This window comes from Cupriavidus sp. C2SS-8b, assembly GCF_057073745.1.
Map to the genome: position 1 here is coordinate 507,207 of NZ_CP172717.1, position 25,151 is coordinate 532,357.

21 protein-coding genes and 4 pseudogenes are annotated in these 25,151 nt (G+C 61.1%); 13 read left to right on the forward strand and 12 right to left on the reverse strand.

Going from position 1 to position 25,151, the window contains the following annotated elements; genetic code table 11:
• The first annotated feature begins 493 nt into the window (after nucleotides 1-493).
• Nucleotides 494-1,255 carry a substrate-binding domain-containing protein gene (locus ACIGJB_RS19265; RefSeq protein ID WP_483733901.1) on the forward strand — a complete coding sequence of 254 codons (762 nt, stop codon included), beginning with the start codon at nucleotides 494-496 and terminating at the stop codon, nucleotides 1,253-1,255.
• A gap of 414 nt (nucleotides 1,256-1,669) precedes the next feature.
• On the opposite strand, the gene ACIGJB_RS19270 is transcribed toward ACIGJB_RS19265, so the two are convergent.
• Entirely contained in the window at nucleotides 1,670-2,611 is a 942-nt protein-coding gene (locus ACIGJB_RS19270; RefSeq protein ID WP_483733902.1) for an MBL fold metallo-hydrolase, read from the reverse strand.
• 176 nt (nucleotides 2,612-2,787) lie between these two features.
• A complete protein-coding gene (locus tag ACIGJB_RS19275) occupies nucleotides 2,788-3,789 on the reverse strand; it encodes a GlxA family transcriptional regulator (protein WP_483733903.1) in 1,002 nt (333 codons plus the stop codon).
• A 278-nt stretch (nucleotides 3,790-4,067) separates the two neighbouring features.
• Here ACIGJB_RS19275 and ACIGJB_RS19280 point away from each other — a divergent pair, with 278 nt between their 5' ends.
• Nucleotides 4,068-4,754, forward strand: coding sequence for a M24 family metallopeptidase (locus ACIGJB_RS19280; protein ID WP_483733904.1), 687 nt, complete (start codon nucleotides 4,068-4,070; stop codon nucleotides 4,752-4,754).
• Between the two features lie 530 nt (nucleotides 4,755-5,284).
• Nucleotides 5,285-5,533 (forward strand): annotated as a pseudogene (locus ACIGJB_RS19285) (DJ-1/PfpI family protein); the annotation flags it as partial.
• A gap of 109 nt (nucleotides 5,534-5,642) precedes the next feature.
• Here the strand turns inward: ACIGJB_RS19285 and ACIGJB_RS19290 are convergent.
• Nucleotides 5,643-6,829, reverse strand: a pseudogene (locus ACIGJB_RS19290) (IS3 family transposase); the annotation flags it as partial.
• On the opposite strand from ACIGJB_RS19290, the pseudogene ACIGJB_RS19295 reads away from it, so the two are divergent.
• The 4 genes and pseudogenes from ACIGJB_RS19295 to ACIGJB_RS19310 all read left to right on the forward strand — a co-directional run.
• A pseudogene (locus ACIGJB_RS19295) lies at nucleotides 6,713-7,129 on the forward strand (DJ-1/PfpI family protein); the annotation flags it as partial. The pseudogenes ACIGJB_RS19290 and ACIGJB_RS19295 sit on opposite strands and share 117 nt — an antisense overlap.
• 42 nt (nucleotides 7,130-7,171) lie before the next feature.
• The gene (locus tag ACIGJB_RS19300) at nucleotides 7,172-7,705 is read left to right on the forward strand and encodes a GlxA family transcriptional regulator (protein WP_483734728.1); all 534 of its coding nucleotides are present in this window, start codon (nucleotides 7,172-7,174) and stop codon (nucleotides 7,703-7,705) included.
• 98 nt (nucleotides 7,706-7,803) lie between these two features.
• Nucleotides 7,804-9,180: an MFS transporter gene (locus ACIGJB_RS19305; protein WP_483733905.1), complete on the forward strand. Its 1,377-nt coding sequence runs from the start codon at nucleotides 7,804-7,806 to the stop codon at nucleotides 9,178-9,180.
• A 104-nt stretch (nucleotides 9,181-9,284) separates the two neighbouring features.
• The gene (locus ACIGJB_RS19310) at nucleotides 9,285-10,754 is read left to right on the forward strand and encodes an amidase family protein (RefSeq protein WP_483733906.1); all 1,470 of its coding nucleotides are present in this window, start codon (nucleotides 9,285-9,287) and stop codon (nucleotides 10,752-10,754) included.
• On the opposite strand, the gene ACIGJB_RS19315 is transcribed toward ACIGJB_RS19310, so the two are convergent.
• Entirely contained in the window at nucleotides 10,751-11,737 is a 987-nt protein-coding gene (locus ACIGJB_RS19315; RefSeq protein WP_483733907.1) for a GlxA family transcriptional regulator, read from the reverse strand. The two genes, ACIGJB_RS19310 and ACIGJB_RS19315, sit on opposite strands and share 4 nt — an antisense overlap.
• A 122-nt stretch (nucleotides 11,738-11,859) precedes the next feature.
• On the opposite strand from ACIGJB_RS19315, the gene ACIGJB_RS19320 reads away from it, so the two are divergent.
• Complete coding sequence (locus ACIGJB_RS19320; RefSeq protein WP_483733908.1) at nucleotides 11,860-12,765, forward strand: MBL fold metallo-hydrolase; 906 nt, start codon at nucleotides 11,860-11,862, stop codon at nucleotides 12,763-12,765.
• 47 nt (nucleotides 12,766-12,812) lie between these two features.
• Nucleotides 12,813-14,003, forward strand: coding sequence for an MFS transporter (locus ACIGJB_RS19325; RefSeq protein WP_483733909.1), 1,191 nt, complete (start codon nucleotides 12,813-12,815; stop codon nucleotides 14,001-14,003).
• A gap of 275 nt (nucleotides 14,004-14,278) precedes the next feature.
• Here the strand turns inward: ACIGJB_RS19325 and ACIGJB_RS19330 are convergent, their stop codons facing one another.
• Both ACIGJB_RS19330 and ACIGJB_RS19335 read right to left on the reverse strand, forming a co-directional pair.
• The gene (locus tag ACIGJB_RS19330) at nucleotides 14,279-15,001 is read right to left on the reverse strand and encodes an SDR family oxidoreductase (RefSeq protein WP_483733910.1); all 723 of its coding nucleotides are present in this window, start codon (nucleotides 14,999-15,001) and stop codon (nucleotides 14,279-14,281) included.
• Between the two features lie 47 nt (nucleotides 15,002-15,048).
• Nucleotides 15,049-15,708 carry an HD domain-containing protein gene (locus ACIGJB_RS19335; protein ID WP_483733911.1) on the reverse strand — a complete coding sequence of 220 codons (660 nt, stop codon included), beginning with the start codon at nucleotides 15,706-15,708 and terminating at the stop codon, nucleotides 15,049-15,051.
• 181 nt (nucleotides 15,709-15,889) lie between these two features.
• On the opposite strand from ACIGJB_RS19335, the gene pdxR reads away from it, so the two are divergent.
• The 4 genes and pseudogenes from pdxR to ACIGJB_RS19355 form a co-directional block, all read left to right on the forward strand.
• Nucleotides 15,890-17,299 carry a MocR-like pyridoxine biosynthesis transcription factor PdxR gene (gene pdxR, locus ACIGJB_RS19340; protein ID WP_483733912.1) on the forward strand — a complete coding sequence of 470 codons (1,410 nt, stop codon included), beginning with the start codon at nucleotides 15,890-15,892 and terminating at the stop codon, nucleotides 17,297-17,299.
• Nucleotides 17,300-17,418: 119 nt separating this feature from the next.
• Complete coding sequence (locus ACIGJB_RS19345; RefSeq protein ID WP_483733913.1) at nucleotides 17,419-17,835, forward strand: cupin domain-containing protein; 417 nt, start codon at nucleotides 17,419-17,421, stop codon at nucleotides 17,833-17,835.
• A gap of 24 nt (nucleotides 17,836-17,859) precedes the next feature.
• A complete protein-coding gene (locus ACIGJB_RS19350) occupies nucleotides 17,860-18,315 on the forward strand; it encodes a carboxymuconolactone decarboxylase family protein (RefSeq protein ID WP_483733914.1) in 456 nt (151 codons plus the stop codon).
• An 84-nt stretch (nucleotides 18,316-18,399) separates the two neighbouring features.
• Nucleotides 18,400-18,696, forward strand: a pseudogene (locus ACIGJB_RS19355) (HD domain-containing protein); the annotation flags it as partial.
• A gap of 240 nt (nucleotides 18,697-18,936) precedes the next feature.
• Here ACIGJB_RS19355 and ACIGJB_RS19360 read toward each other — a convergent pair.
• The 6 genes from ACIGJB_RS19360 to ACIGJB_RS19385 form a co-directional block, all read right to left on the reverse strand.
• Nucleotides 18,937-19,407 (reverse strand): MaoC family dehydratase, encoded by a 471-nt coding sequence (locus ACIGJB_RS19360; RefSeq protein ID WP_483733915.1) that lies wholly within the window; start codon nucleotides 19,405-19,407, stop codon nucleotides 18,937-18,939.
• A 138-nt stretch (nucleotides 19,408-19,545) separates the two neighbouring features.
• Entirely contained in the window at nucleotides 19,546-20,484 is a 939-nt protein-coding gene (locus ACIGJB_RS19365) for a LysR family transcriptional regulator (protein WP_483733916.1), read from the reverse strand.
• Nucleotides 20,485-20,583: 99 nt separating this feature from the next.
• Nucleotides 20,584-21,543: a Bug family tripartite tricarboxylate transporter substrate binding protein gene (locus ACIGJB_RS19370; RefSeq protein WP_483733917.1), complete on the reverse strand. Its 960-nt coding sequence runs from the start codon at nucleotides 21,541-21,543 to the stop codon at nucleotides 20,584-20,586.
• A gap of 40 nt (nucleotides 21,544-21,583) precedes the next feature.
• Nucleotides 21,584-22,543, reverse strand: a complete 960-nt coding sequence (locus ACIGJB_RS19375; protein WP_483733918.1) for a tripartite tricarboxylate transporter substrate-binding protein — start codon at nucleotides 22,541-22,543, stop codon at nucleotides 21,584-21,586.
• A gap of 92 nt (nucleotides 22,544-22,635) precedes the next feature.
• On the reverse strand, nucleotides 22,636-23,856 hold the full coding sequence (locus ACIGJB_RS19380; RefSeq protein ID WP_483733919.1) for a CaiB/BaiF CoA transferase family protein: 1,221 nt from the start codon (nucleotides 23,854-23,856) through the stop codon (nucleotides 22,636-22,638).
• A 14-nt stretch (nucleotides 23,857-23,870) separates the two neighbouring features.
• Entirely contained in the window at nucleotides 23,871-25,031 is a 1,161-nt protein-coding gene (locus tag ACIGJB_RS19385; RefSeq protein ID WP_483733920.1) for a CaiB/BaiF CoA transferase family protein, read from the reverse strand.
• Nucleotides 25,032-25,151 lie beyond the last annotated feature (120 nt).

The following is a 25,151-nucleotide window of genomic DNA, read 5'->3' on the forward strand; positions in this document are numbered from 1 at the left end:
GGCATTCCTGCAGCATTCATCTGGAGCCCGCCTGCCATGAACATTCAGGCGGCATTGCTTGCGGGCCTACCGGCTGGCCAATTCGTATGTGACGATGCCGCCATCGTTGACGGCAGGCCCATATGACCACGTTGCTGCTGGCGCTGCAGGCTGCAGGACAGATGCAGGCCACGCCAGAGCCTGCTAGATGGGCCGCACTGGTACAACACCTACCAGTGTGCCGATCGCCATTTCATTTCGGTCGGGTCGGTGGAGCAGAAGTTCTGCCATGAACTGTGCGAGCGTCTTGGACTCCAGGTCGAAGCCGGGTTCGAGAAGGGTTCTCAGGTGAGACGACCAATACAACTTGCTGCTGTCGCGGGCCAGTTGCGTCGGTCAGCACCATGCTCGTTGCTAAGTCTTGCCGAAAGGACCGGCATTGTCCATGCTTTAACACGGTCCACGAGAATCGGGGACATTTGGTACACCGGCAACAGCATTGGGGGAAAGTATCGTGAGAAATTGCGTAAGCAAGAAACTGGCCGCGATGGCTGGCATGGCTGTCCTCATGCATTTGGGAGTTGTTCATTCTGCCGAACTCAAAGTGATTGCGTCGGCGGCTGTCAAGGAAACCTATCTAGAGTTGGTGCCGGAATTCGAAAAAGCGAGCAATGACAAGGTCGTGACCATCTGGTCCGGCACCGCTGACATCATGAAACGCGTGAAGGCTGGTGAGAGTGCGGACCTGATCATCGTCGGGTCGAATTCGATTGACGAATTGATCAGCCTTGGCAAAATCGCACCGGATAGCCGCGTCAGTCTGATGAAATCCGGGGTGGGCGTTGCCATACGTGCAGGTATGCCCAGACCAGAAATCGGCTCCAGTGAGGCGCTGAAGCAGGTCCTTCTCTCTGCAAAGTCAATCGCGTATTCCACGGGTCCGAGCGGCGTCTACCTCGATGCTCTTTTTCAGCGCATGGGCATTACGGACGAGCTAAAGCCAAAACTCAAACGGCCCCCATCCGGCGCGTCAGTAGGCGAAATGGTGGCACGCGGCGAAGCCGACATCGGCTTCCAGCAGGTGAGCGAACTGATTCATGTCGTCGGCATTGATTATCTGGGACCGCTTCCGGCGGACGTGCAGTATTTCACGGTGTTTTCGAGTGGCATCTTTGTCGATGCGAAGGAGCCCACTGCGGCCAAGGCATTCGTCAAGTACCTCAGTTCTCCCGTCGCGGCGCCGGTCATACGGAAGAACGGCATGGAACCAGGCTGAAGCAAGCGGATATACGAGAAGGGCGGTTCCAAGAAAAGGCGCAGCGGTACCGGCAAGGCATCGCGTACACAGGCCGCGGGTCGAATAACGAAGAAGAGAGTGTCCGAGGCCTGGACGGCAAGGTGCAGGCGCCGAAGCGCATCGTTGTGCAGCTTCTGGGGCGGGCGAAACCGCAACGTATTTGACTTCGGCACCTACGTCGTGAAGATTCCCCGCAACCGATTCGGCGTAATCGACAACGTCCACGAGGGCAGCGTCCGGAACGGCCCCAATCAGGATTCGGACACCACTCCGCCCCGGTCTCGGCCGGCCGACAGCCGCGCGTGACGCTCAACCATCGCTTTGATCTCGGATCGATGTGATGTCGATGAAGCTTCGCCGAGACGAAAGGCGCCCCCGTTTTATGTTCCGCCCTTACAAACCGGCATAGACCATCTTTGTGAACTGGTCGCCATTGAACACAAATTTTCCCCATTTCGCGTCGAACGCGGCCGTCGGCTTTGCCGCGATGACCTGGTCGAGCGACTTGCCTTGCATTTTCAGGACGGCCACGTTGTTGCGTACCGTGACCAGCATGTCTCGAAACTCGACCAGCTGCGTGCGCGTGCCGATCGCACCGTGGCCGGGAATGACAATGGTGTCCGCCGTGGTACGCGCGACAGCCTTGTTGGCCCATTTGATTGCGCCGTCGATACTGCCGCCGTCCTCATTGTCGATATACGGATAGAAGCCGTTCCAGAAGGTGTCGCCGAGCGCCAGTACGTCTGCATCCTTGAAGTAGACCCATAGATCGCCATCGGTATGGCCATGGCCGAAATTCTCGACTTCGACTCGGGTGCCGCCGAAAGTAAAAGTTTTTTCGTCCTTAACCAGCAGCGTTGGACGGGCCGCTTCCGGCACCGGATCGAATGTCCAGTTCCAGGCGTTCACATGCGTGGTTTCGGTCAGATGCCTGAAGGTATTCTCTTGCGCGACGATGGTGGCGCCCGCCGCATGCATCCACGCATTGCCGTCGGTGTGGTCCCAGTGCCAATGTGTGTTCACGACAAACCTTGGCGGAGTCGGGCTGATCTTCATGAGCGCAGCCCGCAGTTTCTCCTCCGACTTGCTGATACCGGCGTCAACCAGGAACTTTCCTTCCTTGGCCGACAGCACCGTGATATTGCCGCCGGATCCCATCAGGACGGTGATGTTTCCGCGCAAGGGTTGAACGACCAGATCGGCATCGGCGCGACGCAGATAGCGCGCCCCTGCGCCGGTATGGAAGTAATCGTCTGGTGTGGCTTCGGGACTGGCGAGGGACTGACTGGCAGCATTGGCAGCGGTCGCCGCGCTCGGGAGCAGCGGGTTCGCCACGATAAGAACTGATAGAAGAAGTCGCTTTAACATGAAGTCGTGTGTCTAATACAGGGATGCGAGCCGGATTGCCTGCATCTGCCACAAGTATGGCAATGGAGGCGAGCGACGGCGTCGCGACAGGGGGACGATTCAGGCCAAACTGCATTGCCTTCGTGCCAGCCTCAGCATTGACGTCAACGTATTGGTAAGACGGAGTCAGGTGGCGGTGCAGAGAAGGTGGCGCGATACTGCTGAGGAGACACGCCGAAGCGCCGCTTGAAGATCTGTCGCATATTGTGGGCATCGCCGAATCCGCATTCGTAAGCGATGCGCTTGAGCGGTGCCTTGCCTTTCTCGAGCATGGCACGCGCCGCATCGACACGAGCACTTTCAACGAAGGCGGCTGGTGTCATCCTGGATTCCCGCGCAAAGACCCGCGCGAAGTTGCGCAAGCTCATCCTCGCAACGCCGGCGAGGACGCGGACGCTCAGCTCTTCCGACAGGTGCTCAAGCACGTATTCCTGCACTTGCGCGACGGGCGAAGTCGGCTCCGCGCAGGGAGTGAGGTAGGGACTGAACTGCGACTGCCCACCCGCGCGCTGCCTGAACACGACGAGGCGTCTGGCGACGTTGAGGGCTACATCGTCGCCATGGTCCTTAGCCACCAGGTACAGGGAGAGGTCAATACCCGCCGTCACGCCCGCCGACGTATAAAGATTGCCGTCACGCACGAAGATCCGGTCTGCCTCCACGCGAGCTTTCGGACATAGGTTCGCAAGCTCCCCTGCATCGCTCCAGTGCGTGGTGACGGTGCGTTCGTCGAGCAGGCCTGCACGCGCGAGAGCGAAGGCGCCGTTACAGATGGACCCGTAACGCCGCGATACGGCGCAGATGCGCCGCAACCAGTCATAGACACCGGCATTCCATATGACCTTGGGAAAGTCTGGCCCGCCCGCTGTCAGGACCAGGTCGTAGCTGCTTACCACGGGGTCGACGTCGCCATACGCACGATGCGCTTTGAGCAGCAAGCCATTGGAGCAGGCGATCAACCCATCAACGCCTATGCCGATGACTTCAATCTCGTAGCGAGCGTCCTCTGGGACGAAGTGGTTCGCCTCGGCAAACACGTCCATCGGACCGCCGACGTCCAGCGCCTGCACGCCGGGGAAAACGAGGAGGGCAACAGTTCGGGTCACGGGCGCAGATGCGGAGGGCGGCGGACGAGGGCTTTGTTGAATCTCCAACGATATCGGAAAGCCTCGGTTCGAGCCATCGCAGCTCCTCTGCCATAGCCGGAATTGCACGCATTTTGGCCCGAAATCTCCGCTGACATCGCGGCCACTTGAGACTGGCACGAAAGGCACGCTGAATGGCACGCCCCAGCGGTCTGTCTGCGCTGCCTGGAACGACGAACGCGCGAACAATCACTGCTCAAGGCCGAAGCGGTTTCGGCCTTCTCACAGGAGAGCATTGAATGAGCGCAGTTCCCGCATCCCTCGCCGAGCGCGTCGGCCCGGCCTTTACTGTCGATGGCATGCTGCTCGCGCGCAACAAGACGCGCCAGGCAATCGCCCGAATCGCGGCATGCGTTACTCCAGGCATGGTGGAGGAAGACGCCGTCGAGATGGCCAAGGGCGTCATGCTTGACGCAGGCCTCGTCCTTAGCTGGCATCCCACGCGTGTCCGCTTCGGCCGCAACACCATCAAGCCGATGAAGCTGGCGTCGGAGCCAGGCGTGATCCTGCAGGAGAACGACATCTTCTTCATTGACATCGCCCCGCGCGTGGACGCCTGGGAAGGCGACGGCGGGGCGTCATTCGTGGTGGGGCAGCATACGGAGTACGAACGTTGTGCACGCGATGCCGAGGTACTGTTCCACGAGGTACGCAGTGCCTGGAAGCGAGATCGTCTGACCGGACACGCGCTGTACGCCGAAGCGGACCGCATGGCGAAGTCGATGGGCTGGAAACTCAACTTCGATCTGCCGGGTCACCGTGTGTCGGACTTTCCTCACGCCACGATCCACACCGGCTCGCTGGCCGATTTCGAAGACCGTCCGGCGGCAATGCGCTGGATTCTCGAGATCCATCTACGCGATCCGCGGAAACGATTCGGCGCGTTCTTCGAGGACATGCTGCTGGAAGACGCGGACTACCGATAACTCGGCTTGGGGCTAGTCACAATCTGAGGTGCGGTGGCAGGATCCCTCACAAAATGCTGTGCCGTATCCCTCTGGGATATGGTCCAAGCCACCGCGACCCGAAACCACCGTACTTTGGCCGGATTCGTTCGCCCTCTGCCACGAGAGACGCGTTCCATACCGCCTACACTGCCGTTGAAGGCCCGTCCCTGCATACAGGGAATGCGACGGGCCAATCAGCGTGTCGCTGGACCGTCTCGAGAAGGACGTTATAGCGCACTTTCTTCAGGTTTCTGGGACCATTCAATGTTCGCGCTACTTTCCGTGACGTACTTTTTGCTGGCGCTGCTGTTCGGCGGGTACACAACATACTTCCTTGTCACACTGATTCCGGAACGCGTGCTTGAGCAAGCAAGCCGGAGCGGAAGATTTGCCGATCTGTATGACGGACCCGCCAGGCAAGCCGGCCCGGTCCCGGGTGACGGGAAGACGGCCAGTGCGGCTTTGTAGAGGTGCCGTGGTTTGAGATCACCGGAAGTGCAGGCCCGTACATGAAAACCGCAGCCATATTGGTATTCCCGGAGGTTCAGGGTCTGGATGTCTCCGGGCCGCTCGATGTCTTTGCGGAAGCGAATCGCTTTCTTTCTGCAGACGATCAGTACAGCTTTGAAATCCTGGGCACGGAGAGCGGCCGCGTACGTTGCTCGAACGGCCTGGAAATCCATGCCAACCGCTTGTTTTCGGACTCGGATGGCGCCTACGACCTGTTGCTCATAGCAGGAGGTCTAAAGTGGACCCCTCGGTCAAGACAGATTTCAACCGAGTTTAAGCTGCATCCATTTCTTCACATGCAGCGGAACAGCGCTGCCCTGATTTTGCGCGGGGAGAATCCCCTGCGCAGCGTAGCGGAGCAGGGGATTCTCCCCGCGCACCGCCGAATTTATCGACAATCATTGCCCCGCCGCCCTCGCCGCTGGCATAGACGGCCTTCGGCGTTTTGTAGCCCAGCGACTGGTGCGGCCGTTCCTCGTTGTAATACGAGAAGTACTGCGCCAGCCCGATCATCAGCTCCGCCATGTTGGCGTACCCCTTCAGGTACACATCCTCGTGCTTCACGTTGCGCCACAGCCGTTCGACGAAGATGTTGTCCAGCGCCCGGCCGCGACCATCCATGCTGATGGCGATGCCTTCGCGCTTGAGCACGCCCGTGAAGACGTGGCTCGTGAACTGGGAGCCCTGGTCACTGTTGAACACCTCCGGCCTTCCGTGCTCCCGCAGCGCATCCTCCAGGCAGTCCACGCAGAACGACGCGTCCATGCTGTTGCTCAGGCGCCAGGACAGCACCCTCCGGCTGTACCAGTCGATGATCGCCACCAGGTAGGCAAAACCGCGCGCCAGGCGAATATAGGTCACGTCGGTCGACCACACCTGGTTCGGTCGCGTCACCTCGACCCCGCGCAGCAGGTACGGATAGACCTTGTGCTTCGGATGCTTGGCGCTCGTCGCCGGCCCCGGCGCCATGCCCGCCAACCCCATCTCGCGCATCAGGCGCTGCACCCGCTTGCGGCTCACCACGCAGCCCTGGCCGCGCAGGAATACCGCCATGCGCCGGCTGCCGTAGAACGGCCGGTTCGTATATTCCTCGTCGATCAACCGGCACAGCCGCAGATCCTCGTCGCGCTTTTCCCGCGTCGTCTTGCCCTGCCTCCGATACACCGTTGCGCGCGACACTTCCGCCAGGTCGCACTGCCGGCTCAAAGGCAGTTCCTCCGCACCATCGATCCACCCCATTCGCGCTTCCCGGCTCACTCCCCCAACTTTTTTTTAAGCCAGTCCACTTCCATTTTCAGCCGCCCGATCTCGCCGTACAGGCGATCCTCGTCGCTTTTTTCCTCGGCCGGCTTGGGGCCACGCTTGGTTTCGAACAGGGCGCCGGCCCGCTCAAGAATTTCCTTCTTCCATTGCCCAACCAACACCGGATGCACGCCGTATGTCTGCGCAATCTCGCTGATCGTCTTCACCCCGCGCACGGCTTCCAGACCAACCTTGGCCTTGAATTCTGCCGTGTGTACCTTGCGCTTCTTGCCTTCACTCATTTGCCATCATCCCGTCAAGGACAACAGCTTAAACCACCGCCTGATCACTGTCTCAAATCGTGGGTCCACTTTAGTCCTACGTTGCCTGAACAGCGCTTTGTGCCGTCCTTGTATGCCTGGTTGCGGACGGCCTCCGTAAATTCAGCATGTGTTTGCACCATCTGTAATGGCACCTTTCTCTTGGCCAGAGCTGGCGTGCTCGATGGCAAGCATGTCACGACTCACTGGAACGACGCAGCCAGTCTTGCAAGGGAATGTCCGTCCGCCGTGGTAAATGCTGACAGACTATATATCCAGGACGGTAACCTGGTCACGTCTGCCGGAGTGACTGCCGGCATTGACATGAGCCTCTATCTGCTCGCGCGAGACCATGGTCGGGAAGTCGCCGTCAACGTGGCCAAGCAGTTGTTGCTCTTTACCCATCGGGCAGGGGGACAGTCCCAGTTCAGTTCCTACCTCAATATCTCGGTAGAGCCGAATTCACTGGTCTCGCAGGTACAGCAGTACGTATTTGCCAATCTGGCTGCTGATCTGTCGCTCAACGTTCTGGCGGACGTCGCGAGAATGAGCGTTCGCCACTTCACGCGAATCTTCATGCGCCAGTCCAACCTCAGCGTCATGGAATTCGTCGAGGCCGTCCGGATAGATGCGGCAAGAAGCCTGCTCGAAACTTCATCGAAGCCCATCAAGACCATCGCGTACCAGTGCGGGTTCTGCAGCGCGCACCGAATGCGTTCGGTATTTCGGCGGCGCCTGGGAATTTCACCCCAGGACTATCGCGCACATTTTCTTGATCCGTCTTCAGCGACCCGGACGCACAGTCAGCGCAAGGTGCGACCTGATGAGCGCCTGCACGAGACGACCATAACCGCGTGACTCGAGATTGTCAGCAGTGCAATTCCTGGCGATGAAGGGTCTCCAGGATTGGGGAGCCATTTTGCATTCAATCAGGCGATATTAGAAAGGAGACAACGGTGGACGAAAAACGAACAGGGCGCTCTATCGATTTGCTAAAAGTCGCGGACGATGCAAAGTTCAGCGCTTTCCATACACTGGTACTGGCGTGGTGCGCGCTGATCATTATCTTCGATGGTTATGACCTCGCTGTTGCGGGGATAGCGCTGCCATCCATCATGCGCGACCTGCATATCAACGCCACTGGCGCCGGCATGATGGTCAGTTCAGCACTGTTTGGGGCGATGTGCGGCGCGGTGTTGCTCGGCACCCTTGCTGACCGTATCGGGCGACGTCGTGCAATCGCGCTGTGCGTTTCGCTCTTCAGTCTGTTTACAGCGATAGCTGGCATGGCCACAAATCCGGTGGCCTTTGGCATTGCGCGATTTATTGCCGGACTTGGCATCGGTGGCGTGATGCCCGCGGTTGTGGCACAGATGACGGAATACTCCCCGCGCAAGTTGAAGACCACGCTGGTTACGGTGATGTTCAGTGGCTACTCTGTCGGAGGCATGGTCGCGGCCCTGCTCGGCAAGGGGCTCATCGAAAGCTACGGATGGCAGGCGGTCTTCTACGCAGCGGCAGCGCCTGTATTGGTGGTTCCATGGGTCTTGAAGTATGTTCCGGAGTCGATCGCTTACCTGGTAAAGCACGATCGCCGGCAGGAGTTGAGCGGCATCTGTGCAAAGCTGGATAGCACCTACGTGTTCCGCCACGATGATCAATTCGTTATTGGCGCGAACCGCGATGGCGAGGCGTCGCTGCGCACCCTGTTCAGCGATGGAAGGGCCCTGAGTACATGCATGTTCTGGATTGTGTTCTTCATGTGCTTGTTCATGGTCTACGCCCTGAGTTCCTGGCTGGCGAAGCTCATGGCCAACGCGGGCTATAGCCTGGGATCGGCGTTGACGTTTGTTCTCATCCTGAATATTGGTGGCATGCTTGGCGCAATTGGTGGTGGCATGCTTGCAGACCGCATGAAGATTCGCAGTGTGCTCATCTTCATGTTCGCATTGGCCGGTGTTTCCATCACGCTGCTGGGCTTCAAGTCATCAACACCGGTGCTGTATTTCCTCCTGTGCGTAGCGGGCGCATCGACAATTGGCACGCAGATTGTCGTCTACGCTTATGCGGGACAGTACTATCCGTTGTCGGTTCGTTCGACTGGCATCGGTATCGGTTCCGGGATGGGCCGGATTGGCGCCATCTCAGCGCCCGTCGTCCTGGGCGCCGTGGTCGGGATGCAACTCCCGCTTCATCAAAACTTCCTGCTTATGGCGATTCCAGCTGCTATCGCAATGGTTGCAGTCGCATTAATTGACCGACGACCGAATTCGATGACGGTCACTGCCACGCGTCCGGAGGAAGGTAGTGTTCAGCCTTGCAACGCGCGTTGACCTGACACGCTTCCAAACTTGGCTCGAACACCATGCGGCGCCCTCAGTTGGCGGCTTGCCGATGCCAACAAGGGCTGCCTGTCACCAGAGGAAACTGGAAGGAAATGATGTCAGCGAATCAAACTGAAAGCAGCAAACGCGCGAGCGACGTTGCCAGCGATCTCTGGCGCTGGTCTGGCGCAGAAATAGGCGACGCGGTTCGTCGTGGCGACATTTCGGCTGTAGAGGTCGTGGAGAGCGTTTACGCGCGTGCTGACGTGGTGAATCCCGTGATCAACAGCATCGTCCATATGGACAGGGAACGTGCGCTGGCCGAAGCCGGAGCGCTGGATCGCCGGCGCAATGCGGGCGAGCCGTTGGGGCCGCTTGCCGGAGTGCCTGTCTCGATCAAGCTGAACGTCGATGTCGCCGGCGAGGCGACGAGCAACGGCAATCCGCTATGGCTCAATCGGATTGCCGGTGCAGACAGTGGCGTTGTATCCAACCTGCGCCGCGCGGGGGCGGTGGTCATAGGGCGCACGAACACGCCGCCACACTCTTTCCGCTGGTTCACCGAGAATCCGGTTTATGGACGTACGCGCAATCCCTGGTCGGCCGGGGTGACATCAGGTGGCTCGAGCGGTGGCGCCGGCGCAGCCGTGGCGAGTGGTATGGGTCCGATCGCTCACGGCACTGATATAGCGGGGTCGATCCGCTATCCGGCATATGTCAATGGTGTTGTGGGCTTGCGGGCAACGACTGGTCGCATTCCCTCATTCCAGGCCACGGCGCCACGACGCTTCTTCGGACTTCAGGCGATGTCTGCGCAGGGTCCGCTCACGCGTACTATTTCGGACGCACGGCTGGCTCTGGAGGCGATGGCGTGTGATGGCGGCATTGATCCGATCTGGGTCGATGCACGCCTCAACTATGAGGATGACGAGCGACCAACCCATGTCGCTCTCGTAGACGAGATCGGTGGCATCGATATCGATCCGGAGATTCAACAGGCACTGCTGTCGGCCGCCGCCGCGTTGGCCAGCGCGGGTTACACGGTTGAGCGGGTTCCCTTGCCAGATCTTAAGCAAGGGATGGAGCTTTGGGAAAGCATCGTCATGTCGGAATGCAGGCTCGGTATGCTTGACGCCGTGGACGCTATTGGCGATGCGACCATCAGTACGCCGGTCCATAACATGGCAGCCTGTGCGCCAGACCTGAGCCTGGCCGGCTATGCCGAGGCCATTGCCTCTCGCGATGAAATGCGCCGCAAGTGGAATATCCTGTTCCGGCGCTATCCGCTGGTCCTGATGCCTACGTCGTGCCGCCTGCCATTGCGTTGGGACGCCGACCAGGGGGCAGTCGATGAAATGCGTGCCTTGCTGGACGTGCAGAGTCCGCTGATGGCCGTGGCAGTGTGCGGGTTGCCGGGTCTGCACGTTCCGACGGGGCTGGCTCGTGGGTTGCCCCTTGGGGTACAGCTCGTTGCGCCGGCGTTCCGTGAAATGCGACTGTTGCAGGCGGGCGCCATCATCGAGGCAGCGCACGGAACACTGATCCGGCAGCTCTGGGACCAGGGCCCGGGGCTTCCTGGCTAGGTTGACGGATCCGACCGGAATTGCTTGCGGTAGGCCGACGGCGAGATGAGCAGGGCGGAGCGAAAATGCTGACGCAGCGACAGCCCTGTTCCAAAGCCCGTCTCTTGCGCGATGAATTCAATCGAGGCGTCGCTGCTTTCAAGCAAATGCTGAGCACGCGCCAGCCGCTGGTGCAATATCCACTGCTTGAACGACGTGCCGGTGGTCTGGCGAAAATGGCGGGTAAAGTTGCGTCGGCTCATGGCTGCGCGCTCTGCGAGCGATTCGATGGTATGGGCTATCTCGAGATGGTGCGTCACCCATTCGAGAACCTGGGCGAGCCGGTCGTCGCTGTGGGTGACCGGTAATGGTCGCTCGATAAACTGTGCCTGCCCTCCCTGTCGATGTGGGGCGATTAACAGCCGTTTGGCGCGACGATTGGCAATCTCTGCGCCGGAAATCTGGCGTAACAGATGCAAGCAGCAATCTATGCCTGCAGCGACGCCCGCCGAGGTGAGAACATCGCCCTCGTCGACATACAGCACGTCCGGATCCACTCTGACCTTCGGATGTCGTTCCGACAGTGTGCCGGCACATTCCCAGTGAGTTGTCGCGGTCTTGCTATCCAGCAGGCCGGCCTGGGCCAGCGGAAATGCCCCCAGGCATAAGCCCACCACCCTCGCGCCGCGACGATGCGCACGACGCAGAGCTTCAAGCAAGTCGGATGGCGCCTGACGGCAGTCGTCATGCCAGGAAGGCATGATCACGAGATCGGCCGAGTCCACGGCCGCAAGGTCGCACGGAGTGTCGATGGCAAAGCCGGCGGTAGTGCGTAGCGGCACCGCGTCCGCTGCGCAAACCATCACCTCGAAAGCCGATACCCCAGGATCACTTAGATTGCCGCCAAAAATCAGGCATGGCACCGACAAGTGGAAAGGCGTTATGCCGTCGAAGGCAATGACAGCAACTCTCAGGCGTCGAGGTGTAGAGGCTGTTTTCCGCATGGCCCGATTATATCGAAGCTGGGCCTCCAGAATACTGTTCGCTCACGAGCGATACGCACAGAATTCGGGCCATGGGAAGCGGCGCCGTTGCCGGAACATTCCCGGTAATGCAAAGGATACCAATGAATAGTTCGACGCACTTACAGATCGCAGTTGCCGCGGCGTGCACCATCCTGCTAGGCGGCTGCGCGGACATCGTTACCACTGAGTCCGTCGCCAACACGACCCCCGCCGCAGAGGGGTCGGTGGTGCGATTCAGTCAGATTCGCAATGCCACGATCAAGGTGGAGTACGCCGGGGCCACCTTCCTCATCGACCCAATGCTCGCCAGGAAAGGCGCATACCCCGGATTCGAGGGTACCTACAACAGCCAGCTCAGGAATCCGTTGGTTGACCTGCCGATCCCACTGGACGAAGTCATCAAGGCCGACGCGGTTATCGTCACCCACGCACAGCACTACGATCACTGGGATGAAGCCGCCAGGCGCAGTCTCCCCAAGGACATTCCGATCTTTACGCAGAGCGACGAAGATGCCGAAAGCCTTCGCAAGGATGGCTTTGAGAACGTGCGCGTGCTTACCGCTAACGTCGACTTTCATGGGACACGCTTGAGCAAGACTGGTGGCGAGCACGGCAGTGACGCGATGGTGGAAGGTCGGGGAAAGCGCCTGGGAAAGTCTTCGGGCGTCGTATTCGAGCGGCCAGGATACAAGACGGTGTACGTGGCGGGCGACACGGTGTGGAACCGATATGTGGAGGAGGCCCTCTCGCGATACCGGCCAGACGTCGCGATCCTGAACGCCTGCTTTGGACGCCTGGTCGGTTATGACGGTGCTTTCATCATGGGCAAGGAAGACCTCTATCGCGTCTACCAGGCGGCGCCCGGAACCACAGTGGTTGCCAGCCATATGGAGGCGCTTGCCCACTGCACGCAATCCCGCCAGGAACTGCGCGACTACATCGGCGAGAAGGGAATGAATCCGCGGCGCGTGCTGGTGCCGGAGGACGGCCAGTCGTACAGCTTCTAGCTCGCGGCCGATATCACGCTTACCGAACCACGTAAAAGGTCAATCAAATGGATCGTCGACTGCTCATGCTTGCCTTAGGCATGTTCGCCATGGGGACGGACAACTTCGTTGTCGCAGGTATTCTTCCTGGCGTCGCTGAATCACTGCACACCACCGTCAGCCTGGCCGGCCAGATGGTCACCGTCTATGCCCTCTCCTATGCGATCCTGGCTCCGGTGATGGCCGCTGTCGCAGGGCGGTGGCCCAGGAAGCTGATGCTGGTCTCCGCGCTCGGCATCTTTGTCGTCGGCAACGTCATCACGGCGCTCGCAGCGGATCTGAATACGGTCCTGTTCAGCCGCGGGCTGGCCGGCCTTGGCGCGGCGATGTTTTCTCCCACCGCACTCGGCGTTGCCACCTTGCTTGTAGAGCCTGATAGGAGAGGGCGCGCGCTTGCCACCGTAACGGCCGGTCTTGCCGGAGCAACGGCGCTGGGCGCCCCGATCGGCACGTTTATCAGCGGATTCGGGGGCTGGAGAAGCACCCTCTGGTTCGTCGCGCTCCTTGGGCTGATCGCGATGGTCGGGGTAGGGGCCATGCTGCGCTCGGTGCCTCAGCCCGCACGGTTTACGCTGCGCGAGCGGCTGGCTCCCTTGCGCGACGTTCGCGTTGCGCTCGCCTTGCTCACATCGCTGTTCGCCTTTGGCGGATTCCTGATGGTCTATACCTATGCCGGACTGGTGCTGGAGCCGGTCACCGGCGGCGACGAACGCGTGCTCGCTGGCATGCTTCTCGTCTGGGGCTGCGCCGCGACAGTCGGGAACATGTTTGCCGGCCGTCTCGTCGATCGTTTCGAAGGCCGCAAGATCATCAACGCGGGGCTTTGCGTGGGCATCCTGAATTTCTGCGCGCTGCCGTGGACTTCCGCATATATGGTTACCGCCGTGGCCGCCCTGATTGTCTGGGGGCTGGTCGGATGGGGATTGATCGTGCCGCAACAACACCGGCTGGTCAAGATCGCGCCGGAGGTGGCTCCGCTGCTGCTCGCCCTTAACAATACGGCTACCTACGGGGGACTAGCATGCTCGGGCGTTCTCGGCGGCATTGTGCTTCATTTCGTCGACCGGCAGTACGTCAGTCTCGTCGGGGCGGCCCTGGTTGCAGTCGCTTTGGCTTGTGCCGAGGCTGCGCATCTGTGCGCTGAGCGAGCGCGCAGGCGGGACTACATAACGGCTGACCCGCAGGCGGAAGCGGTATAAGTCACGCCTGTCGCAGCGGACCAAAGCCATTTGAATCGGGTTTGAGGACCACATACGCCTTGGTCTTGGTCAGGCCATCCGCATCGTTCACTGGCAGTGAATTTGGTCGATATTACGACTCGGCTTCCTTGTGTCGAGGTGCCTGCCGAATCGAGGCAGAGCATGACAAATCGTAAAACGAAAGCGTCAGTCGCCAAGTCGCTGCTGGCGATATTACTCGAGGGCCACCGTGTTGTGCCCTCGCGTTCTTTCAAGGACATTTAGGAGGCCAGCGATCAGAATGCCGCCTTGCCCACCGACGCGCCACCATCAACGAACAAGGTCTGTCCGGTGATAAAGCCCGCATCCTCGGACAAAAGAAATGCCACGGCCGACGCTAATTCCTCAGGCTTGCCGAATCGGTTCATCGGCACCAGCGACAGAAAGCGCTGCTCCGCTTCGCTGCCGACGGGCGTGTTCTGCCGGAACAGTTCGGTCTCGGTGGGTCCGGGCGCGACGGCATTGACTGTAATGCCGGTCTGCGCAAGCTCCAGCGCCCAAGTGCGCGTAAAGCTCATCATCGCGGCTTTCGCCGCAGCGTAGGCCGTGCGATTGGCGACGCCAAGCACGACAAGACTCGAGAGATTGACGATTCGTCCCCACCCTCGGTCCCGCATGCCAGGTAGCAAGGCTTGCACGGTCTGCACGGCGGAGATGAGGTTGTGTCGGAAGGACGCCTCGAGATCGTCGAGATCGACCGCTTCAACTCCGGCCAGCCGGACGAAACCCGCGTTGTTGATGACGCCATCGAAGGCGTAACGTTCGACCAGCCCCTTGAGCACGCTCGCCGTCGCATCGCGATCGGTCAGATCGACGGAAACCAGTGTGCCGGGGAAACTCGGATCATCGGCCCCGCGTGCAAGACCGATGACCTGATGTCCGTCGGCGGCGAGCCGGTTTGACAACGCGCGCCCGATACCCTTGCTTGCGCCTGTGACCAAAAACGTACGTCTGAGCATTTCGGAAATCCTAAGATTGTTGGGATGAAAGCCCGTGGGGTCCGAAGTCAGCCCCAGCTCGAATGCAAAATGATGCTGCACACGTTCACGCGCTCGAAGTGCGGATCCTTGTGCGCGAGGAAATCGTCGTTAAAGGTGCCGAATGTGGTGTCTGGTCGATGCTTCATGCCGTCGTAGAAGGCATCGATCATGTTGCTGGCGAAATCGGCGCCGCGCGGATAAGCTGCGATCACCGCCGCGCGCTGCTCCTCAGAAAACGCATCGAAGCCCCGTCCCGCCACGTCCATTCCAGCTCCGGCTTGCACCAGCGCGATTTCACCGTGCATGTGCTCGGGAATGCCGGGCGTCGTATGGAGCGCCACAGCGGTCCACACCTTCGCTACGTCCGCCTCGTCGACATGATGGCTGCGCAGAAAATCGCGCGCGGCATTGGCGCCGTCCACTTCGAAACGCAGTTCGCTTTCGCGATAGGCGGACGTCAAACCGATGTCGTGGAACATGGCCGCAACGTAGAGCAGCTCCGGGTCGAAGGCGGCACCCTTTCGTTTTCCCAGCAGCGCGCCCCATAGATAGACTCGTGTCGAGTGGTTAAACAGCAATTCGCTTTCGGTGTCGCGAATGAGCTGCGCTACCTCGCGCGCCAGTTGGCTGTCGGGAATGACGACGCCGGGCATATCGTTCGCCGGCGCTTCTTTATCCTGCTTCATCGGGTTCCTCGAGCTGTAGAGAGCGTGCGATTCCTGCAGCACGCATGACTTCCGGACCGCGCCGCGTGGTCCGCTGATCCCGAAGGGGAATTGTTTGGCGGCGCTACACCGAGAAGGTTACGGTTACCTTGGGTCATGGAGAAGGCCCAAGATCGAACAATCCGAATGTACTATCGCATCCATGACAAAGCTTTCTATTGGCCTCGATCGCTCCGCACGCATCTCTCTATCGGTGCAAATTTACGGCTCGATTCGAGATGCGATCGAGTCGGGCCAGCTTGCCGCCGGCGCGCGGCTGCCCTCCTGGTCGGACCTGTCCACCCAGCTTGGCGTCTCCCGGGGTACGGTACGAGCCGCTTATGAACGCCTGATCGACGAGCAGTTCGCGATCGGACAGGGCGCGGCTGGCACCCGGGTAGCCGCGCGGCCCTTGCCGGCGACGACCGGATGGTCGCCGGAGGCGCCGCCGCTACCAGATCTGTTCTACGATTTCAGCGCGGCGCCTTTGGCGTTTCAAATGGGTGTGCCCTCCCAGGACGCCTTTCCGTTCAAGCTCTGGTCACGCATTCAGGCACGCGCGGCGCGCCGGGCGGCAGCGGCTCCTGTCGGATACCCCGATCCCCGCGGCGAGCCGGATTTGCGACAGGAGATCGCGGCGTATCTTGGCGTCTCACGTGGGCTTCGATGCATTCCCTCCCAGGTCTTCGTTACGGCAGGTTTCTCCGGCGCACTCAATCTGGCGATTCGCGGCCTGCGCGTGGAAGGCAGACAGGCCTGGATGGAAGACCCCGGCTTTCCGCTCACGCGTACGGCGCTTGGGCTCGCAGGCATGACCGTCGCAGGGGTGCCGGTGGACGCGGACGGGCTCGATATCCACGCGGGCATCCGGATCGCGCCAGAAGCCACCGTCGCGGTGGTGACACCGGGCCAGCAGGCGCCGCTCGGAATGACGATGTCGCTACCTCGACGGCTTTCGCTGCTCGGCTGGGCCAAACAAAACGACGCCTGGATTGTCGAAGACGATTATCTTGGCGAGCTGCAGTTGAAAGGACGGGCCGCGCCGGCGCTCGCCTCGCTCGATCAGGACGGACGAGTGTTGCACATCGGGACCTTTAGCAAGGCGATTAGCCCGGCACTGCGCCTGGGGTTTCTCGTTGTCCCGCCAGCCATGGCACGCCGCTTCGGCGACGTCGCGGCGTGCCTTGCGCCAGCGCCAGCTGCATCCGTGCAGCACGCCGTGACCGAGTTCATGCACGAAGGACACTATCTTCGCCATCTGCGACGAATGAAACGTCTTTACGCTGCCCGACGGGAAGCTCTGGTTCGTTCTCTGAAGGAACTGGCTTCGGATTCAATCAAGGTGCAGGCTGCCGCCGGCATGACTGTCGTGGCCGCGCTTCCACAATCCGTATCAGATATCGATATCGCTTTGCGGGCGCGAGCTTTCGGGCTGGCCCCAGTTCCTCTCTCACCTTGGTACATGAGCAATCCTGGGCAGCAGGGGCTATTGCTTGGCGTGACGAATCTGAATGAAAGAACGCTGCCGGCCAACTGTTCCCGCCTGCTGGAGCTCGTTCTCGGGCGCCACTGACGGACCAGCGACACCTACTTTGCCATCGCTTCTTGGTGCAGCGAAAATGTTCATTCCTGGTGCTTTTGCGTGCCCCCATGTCGCCCGACAATGCAGGAGCACAAAGGAGTTCGACATCTATGAACATTCAATCCATCGTAAGAGCCGCCGGAACAGCCATGGCCTTCGCCATCGCGGTGCCGGCCGCAGCACATGGCGCGGCTGAAACCGTCACACCGAATTTTCAGCGGGCCATTCCCAACATTCCGGGAAAGTCGTTGACCGCCGTCGTCGTTGATTACGCACCCGGTGCAGCGTCGCCCGCGCACCGGCATGCGGGCTCGGCTTTCATCTATGCCTACGTCTTATCGGGGGACATCGAGTCACAGGTAAATGACGGTTCGAAGCGGGTCTACCATGCCGGCGAGAGCTTCTTCGAGGAGCCCGGCGCCGTTCACCGCATAAGCCGAAACGCGAGTGAAACAATGCCTGCAAAGTTGCTCGCCGTGTTCGTCGCGGACAGCAGCGACAAAGCCCTGACCACTCCCATCAAGTAAACCACCGCCTCAAGGAGTCACCACATGAGCAAGCGCCTCGACTACACCCAGATTGCGCCCGCGGGCGTCAAAGCCCTTGGCAGCGTCTACGGCTACGTCATGCAGAGCGACCTGTCGCCGGTTCTCGTCGACCTGGTCTACCTGCGCGTCTCGCAGATCAACAACTGCGCCTATTGCCTCGACATGCATACACGCGACCTGCTGAAAAAAGGAGTGAAGGTCGAAAAGCTGGCGCTCGTGCAGGCATGGAGGGAAGCGGGCCATCTATTCGACGACCGCGAGCGCGCAGCACTCGCATGGTCCGAATCGGTCACGCTGGTGGCACAGACCGGAGTGCCGGACGCAGCCTACGAGGCCGCCCGCGCCGTGTTCAATGAACATGAACTGGTTGACCTGACCATCGCCATCAGCCTGATGAATACCTATAACCGTATGGCGATCAGCTTCCGGAACACGCCTCAGGCCGTGATGGAACAGTAAAACGCCTCGCGGGTTTGGGCAGCGTACAAACGCCCCGACTTCGGCAAAAGCCGCGCGCAGTATTCCAATGCCGCGCATGAAGATACAACTCCCGGTATTCCCCAGTTCAAGAAGCCGGTGGGTCAACTGGTGACCGCAGGTGTCGAAATGGACGTTCTTGGACTCGCATACGACGAGTTCACCGAAGCGCAACTCACGCTAGTGGTCACCGCTCACCCTCGTGGGGAGAACTTCAAGGAGCAGATCATCAATGCGTTCAACGAGGAAATGAAGTATCGACCGGATTCGACCTTCGGCACGGTGAACGACGACGTCCTTGCTATGAAGGACCCAGGTTTCGGCCGCATGAACTTCTGCAGCATCATCCTGGGCAATGCATGAAACGACTCGCACTACGCGTGCATGTGCAACGACGTGGCACACAAGCACAGCTGAAGCTGCACCGAGGAATTCAGATAGCGCGAACGTCTCCATCAAGGATCGGCCGAGCGCAGCTTGTGGCCGACTTCGACGAAGGGAGGGCGATCCGGTCGGCGCCACCCGACCCAACTCGGCCATTCCATCAAGCCCTAAGCGAATGGCGGGAAAGAGCCATCTTTGAGACACCGGCCTCGCGCCAGTTCAACTTCCCACGCTTAGCCTCCTGACAAGCTGCACACTGCGAAACCGGGTCACCATCTCCCGTCGCTGGTTGTACGCACGGCTCTCCAGTTCGATAATCCCAGCATCGGCATCCGGGCCGGCCACTCGCTTGTCGAGAACTTCGCTCTCTGCGCGCAGCGTGTCGCCAAAGAACACCGGGCGCGTAAACTGAACGTCGCTAAAGCCAAGATTGCCGAGCATCGTGCCGTGCGTCAGTCGATCGATGCCGACACTGCAGGCCCACATCAGGGTGAAGATGCTGTTGACGACGCGGCTGCCATACATCGAATGCTGGCCATACATCTCATCCAGGTGCCATGGCTCCGCGCTGTGGGTGAGCGTGCTGAACAGCAGGTTGTCGGCTTCGGTCAGCGTTCTTTCGATTTCGTGCAGGTAAGCATCTCCGATCGAGAACTCTTCGAAGTAATGACCGGACGCAGGCGTTTCCATCGTGTTGTCTCCGCGAAGTAAGCGATCCGGTGCCCCCGCGGCACAGGTCCGTGCCGGAAGGTTATTCCGCACGCCGCACAGCCGCCAAGTTTTCATCCGCGACCCGTGGGTTCGCCGTCCGCGAACCCTGTTCCGGTTTCAGCTTTCAACAGGCAGCACAGGCTGCTCGGTGAGTTGACGAATAAAGGCTCGCGTGGCCGCCGTCATTGGGCGGCCGGTGCGCGTTCCGATATGCACGGGCCGTACCGCCCACGAGTCTGCGAGCGGCACGACCGCTACCTGCGGGACGGATTCAACTGGGAACATGCAGTCTGGTTGAACCGTGACGCCCATGCCGGCTTCCACCAGGGCACGTGCTGCCTCAACCGTACCGACCGTCAGCTTTGGCTGGAATGTCCGGCCCAGGTCGCTTGCCCCGCGATGGAGGTCCGCCATCAGCGTGGTGGAAGAAGGAATGCCGATGAACGGCTCTCGTATCAGGTCCGCGAACGGCACTTCCGGGAATTCTGCGAGCGGATGGCCGCGTGGGACTAGTGCCACCAGGCGGTTTGTACGATATGGGAGAACGTCGAGCCCGCTTTCGTCGATGTCGCTGCTGGCCACATAGACCGCCAGATCGGCATCGCCGGCCACGACGCCCTTGACCACGTTCGTATTGAGATCCTGCTGGATATCGAACTCGACCAAGGGGAAACTGCGCGAGAACTCGCCGATCTCCCGCGCAAGGTACTGCACGATGATGGAGCCGGTGACCGCGATCGTGATATATCCCCGCACGCCCTCCGAGAACTCCTGGAGTTCACGCCGCATGTCGTCCAGGTTCTCGAATAGCAGCCGCAGGTGGCGCGCCAGCACCTCGCCCGCGGCGCTGGTCACCATGCCAGTGGGCTGGCGTTCGAAAAGCTGCACGCCGGCGACGTCCTCGAGATCCTGGATGCGTTTCGTGGCTGCGGAAGGGGCGATGTTCTCGCGCACGGCAGCGCGTCGGATCTGGCGTTCCTCGACGACTGTCAGGAACAGCCGTAGTGTGAACAGGTCTACCCGGCGGGTGAGGCCATGCACGCTCAACGTGCTCATGTATGTCTCCTGAAGCTTGGGCGATCTCGGCGCCGCCCGTGCGGGAGAGGGTATCGCCAGCCCCACATGAGGTCAATCGGCTTGCCTGGCCGGATGGGCTCACGCACGGGTCAATTGGACCAGACGATGCCATTTCTCCGCCTCGGCTGCTACGCCTGCACGCACCGCCGCAGCCGGCATGAAACCCGGATCGAGCGCCTGCGCGGTGCAAAACGCCTTGAATTCCGGAGAGGCAACAATGGTGCCGAACGCGTCCGAGAGTTTGTCGACGATGGCTGCCGGCGTCCCTTTTGGCGCAAAAGCCCACACCGGCGAAGTCATATCGTAGCCTTCGATACCAGCCGCCTTGTTCATCGGCGGCGCATTCGGCATCAACGCGGAAGGTTGTGCGCTGGTGACGGCGAGCACGCGAAGCTTCCCGGCACGGATCAGCGGAAGCGCCGCCTGCCCTGCAAAGGCCACCTGTACCTGACCGCTGGCGGTCTCGACCATGGCCTGTGCTCCGTTCTTGTAGGGCGCATGGGTCATCTGAATGCCGGCAATGGCATTCAGAAGCGCGCCGCTCATATGCGACGCGGAGCCATCGCCCGCCGAGGCATAGCTGATGGACCTCGGCTCACGTTTTGCCGCTGCGATGACGTCGCGCACCGTCTTGTATGGTGAATCGGTAGCCGTCACCATGACCAGGGCGGTGCTCGCCAACCGCGCTACGGGCTCGAAATCCTTGACCGGGTCATATGGCGTCTTCTCCAGCCAGGGAGTCGTGTAATGCGTGGAGAACGTGAATAGCACGGTATACCCGTCTGGCAGCGCTTTCGCCACCGCGTCGGCTCCGATTGCGCCACCAGCGCCCGGACGATTTTCCACCACCACCGATTGACCCCACAGTTTGCTCAGCAACACCGAGACCTGGCGTGCCACAAGGTCCGTTGCCGAACTCGGTGCCACCGGGACGACGAAGCGGACAGGTCGGGCAGGGTAGATTTGCGCGAATCCCTTACGCGCCCATGGCGCGCCGAGCGCGGGTAGCAGGCAGAGCATGGTACGGCGGGTAAGCATGGAGTCTCCTTTGAATAGTTGTTGTATTGCCTGGGGCCTACTATCGGGCCGCGAGCGCGGTCTTCCAGAAGACCGCCATTTCACCGACTTCCCGGCTGGCTTCCTCGATCGTGGTCGGCGCCGGTTGCAATGCAAGTTGCATGATCTTTTGCTGTACCGCGGTATCGGCCAACGTCTTCCGGAGGGCGGCGTTGAACTGCTGTGCCATTGCCGACGGCAGACCCCGCGGCGCGAAGAAGCCAACGAAGGTCCGGAACTCAAGGCCATCGACGCCGAGTTCCTTGAAGGTTGGAACGTCGGGCATCAACTGCGACCGCGCGGACCCGGAGACCGCGATGACCCTGGCCTTGCCGGAACGGTGCGCGGCGATGGCTTCTGGCATGCCGGTTATCCCGGCGGGCAACTGCCCGGCCAGCACGTTCTGCAGCAGCGGTGCGGAGCCGTGGAAAGGTACTTCCACCAGGCCGACGCCGGCGTACTTACTGATAGCTTCGCCGATTGCCATTGTCGCGCCGCCCGCGAGTGGCACCCCATAGGAGCGCGAATTTGGATCCGTCCTGATCGTGGCGATGTAGTCCTTGAAGTTCTTGTAGGCCGCATTCGGCGGAATGATCAGGGTCCAGTAGGTGCGCACCGCTTGTCCAAGCGACACAAAGTCAGTTTGCACGTTGTAGCGGGCACCGGGCACCGTCAGGGGCACAATGATCAGGGAGTGGTCGACAGCTAGCAGAATCGTCGTTCCGTCTGGCGGCGCGCTCTTCACGAGTTGGGTGCCGACCTGTCCGCTGGCACCTGCACGGTTCTCGACGATCACAGTCTGTCCAAGCTCGCTGGACAAGCCAGGTGCAAGGATTCTGGCTACGAGGTCGGTACCCCCGCCCGGCGCCTGTGGCACCACGATCCGGATCGTCGACTTGAATGCCTGGGCCGACGCCGTACCTGGCGCCAGTGTTCCCAGAGCGATAGAAATTGCGAAGAGCAAGTTGATGATGGGAGGCATGTACTATCCCTTTGAAATGGCGTGTCAATGCTGCGCCCGCTCGTAGTGTGTGCCGCGGCCAGCCTGCTGTGCCGCGAAAACCTGCGGCGTGATCAGATGACGGCCTGCGCCCGGAGCGCGTCGAGTTGTTGCGCGTCCATGCGCAGCCAGTGACTCAATACTGCGTTCGTGTGCTCCCCGAGTTGCGGCGGCAAGCCTGCTTCAGGCTCAGGCACGCCCGACATCTTGATCGGGTTTCCGGCGACATGGATCGGTCCCCAGACCGGATCGTCCAGGGTCATCAACATTTCACGGGCCGCAACGTGCGGGCACTCGAACACGTCAGCAATATCGTTGACCATCGAGGCCGGCACGCCGCCGTCGCATAGCGCCTTGACCGCATCGGCACGCGTGCGCGTGGCGAGCCAAGCGTCGATGTGAGGGTTGAGCGCATCGCTGTGCTTGCGTCTGGACACGCCGTCGGCAAAGCGTGGATCGTTTGGGAGGTCGGATTTGCCGATCACTTCGCAAAACCGCTTCCAGATATGCTCGCCGAGCACGGCGATGACGATATAGCCGTCACTGGCCCGGTAAGTCCCGAACGGTGCGGTTACCGCATGCACGCCAGGCGGCGCGGACTTGCGAAACGCCGAGTACATGGCGACGGAGATCTCATTCTGGATGAGGGAAGCGTCGTAGAGCGAGATGTCTACTTTCTTGCCGCGACCGGTGCGTTCTCGCTGGTACAGGGCCAGCAATGCGCCCTGCGCGGCGAGAATGCCACCCTGCAAGTCGGCCAACGAGAAGCCGAGGTAGGTCGGGCGGTCGCCTTGTCGTTCCGGCCGGTACATGAGCCCGCTCAGAGCCTGTCCGACGATGTCGAATGCCGGATAGTCGGTATAGGGGCTCGGCTTCACATCGGTGTGCCCGAAGCCGGAGATGGCGACGTAGATGAGGCGTGGATTGCGTTCCCGCAGTGCGTCGTAGCCAACGCCCAGCCGGTCCATCACACCGGGGCGCAGGTTCTCGACGACGATGTCGGCAACGGCCGCCAGTTTCATGAAAACCTGCTTGCCCTCCGGATGCTTGAGATCCAACGTGACGCTTTTCTTGTTGCGGTTTGAGCGCAGGAAGGAAAGGCCATGCACGGTACCGTCCTCGGCGACCTTGACCGGGCTGGTGCTACGCGAAAAGTCTCCGCCTTCGCAGGACTCGACCTTGACGACCTCGGCGCCCGCGTCCGCCAGCCACATCGAGGCGAACGGTCCGGCGATGAAGTTCTCGACGGCCAGCACACGCACGCCATCCAGCGGGCGCAGGGCATTGTTGGACATATTCGACTCTGCATTCATCGCACGACTCCAGCCTGGGTCAACACACGGATCTCTGCAGGATCAATGCCCCAATCGCCAAGCGCCTCCGCAGTGTGCGCGCCTGGCGCGGCCGGACCGCGACGCAGTTCCGGCCGCGTGCGGCTGAAGCGCGGCGCCGGAGCGGGCTGCACGATGCCGTCGTACTCGACGAACGTGCCGCGTGCGACGTTGTGCGGGTGATGCGGGGCCTCCGCCAGCGACAGCACCGGCGCAAGGCATACGTCGGTGCCCTTGACCAGTTCGCACCACTCGTCGCGCGTTCTTCGGCGGAACGCCTCCGTGAATTTCGCTCGAAGAATGGGCCAGCCTTTCTTGTCGTGCTGGTCTGGCAGTGCTTCACTGGCCAGGTCGAGCAGTTCGAGCGTCTGCCGGTAAAAGCGTGCCTCGTTCGACGCGAGCGACACATGGCGGCCGTCCCGCGTCTCATAGACGCTGTACCACGGGGCACCGGAGTCGAGACGGTTGTCGCCGCGCCGGTCGGACCAGGCACCGGCAGCAAACATCCCATAGATCAGTGTCATCAGGTGGGCAGAGCCGTCGACCATGGCTGCATCCACGACCTGGCCGCGTCCCGATCGCGTGGCTTCGAGCATTGCGCAGACCATGCCGAACGCGAGGTACATCGCACCGCCGCCGAAATCCCCGACGAGATTCAGCGGCGGCAACGGCGGGCCATCGCGTTCGCCGATGGCATGCAGGGCGCCGCTCAGGGAGATGTAGTTCATGTCGTGGCCTGGCGCCTGTGCCAACGGGCCGTCCTGTCCCCAGCCCGTCATGCGGCCGTAGACCAGCCGCGGATTGCGAGCGAGCAGATCCCCGGGCCCTATCCCGAGCCGCTCCGCTACGCCAGGGCGGAAGCCCTCCAGCGCCGCATCCGCCGATGCGGTCAGCCGATGCACCAGTTCGACGGCTTCCGGCCGCTTCAGGTCGATGGCCACGGAACGGCGGCTGCGATGCAGCAGATTGAAGCGATGGTCCATGTGGACGCCACTGTCAGACGGCACGATCCGGTCGAGGCGTAACACGTCCGCCCCCATATCCGCCAGCAGCATGGCGCAAAACGGGCCCGGACCGATGCCGCCCAGTTCGATGACTTTCAGACCGGTCAGTGGGCCAGCCCCTGCATTCTCGTTCAACGTTGTCTCCTGAACTGTCCTATTGCCGGCGCCTCGCGGTATAGGGCGGTCGGTCGTGCAGCAATGCTAGGAGTTCAGTGCGACCCGACTCAAGTGGCAAATCATGACCGCCGTGTTGCC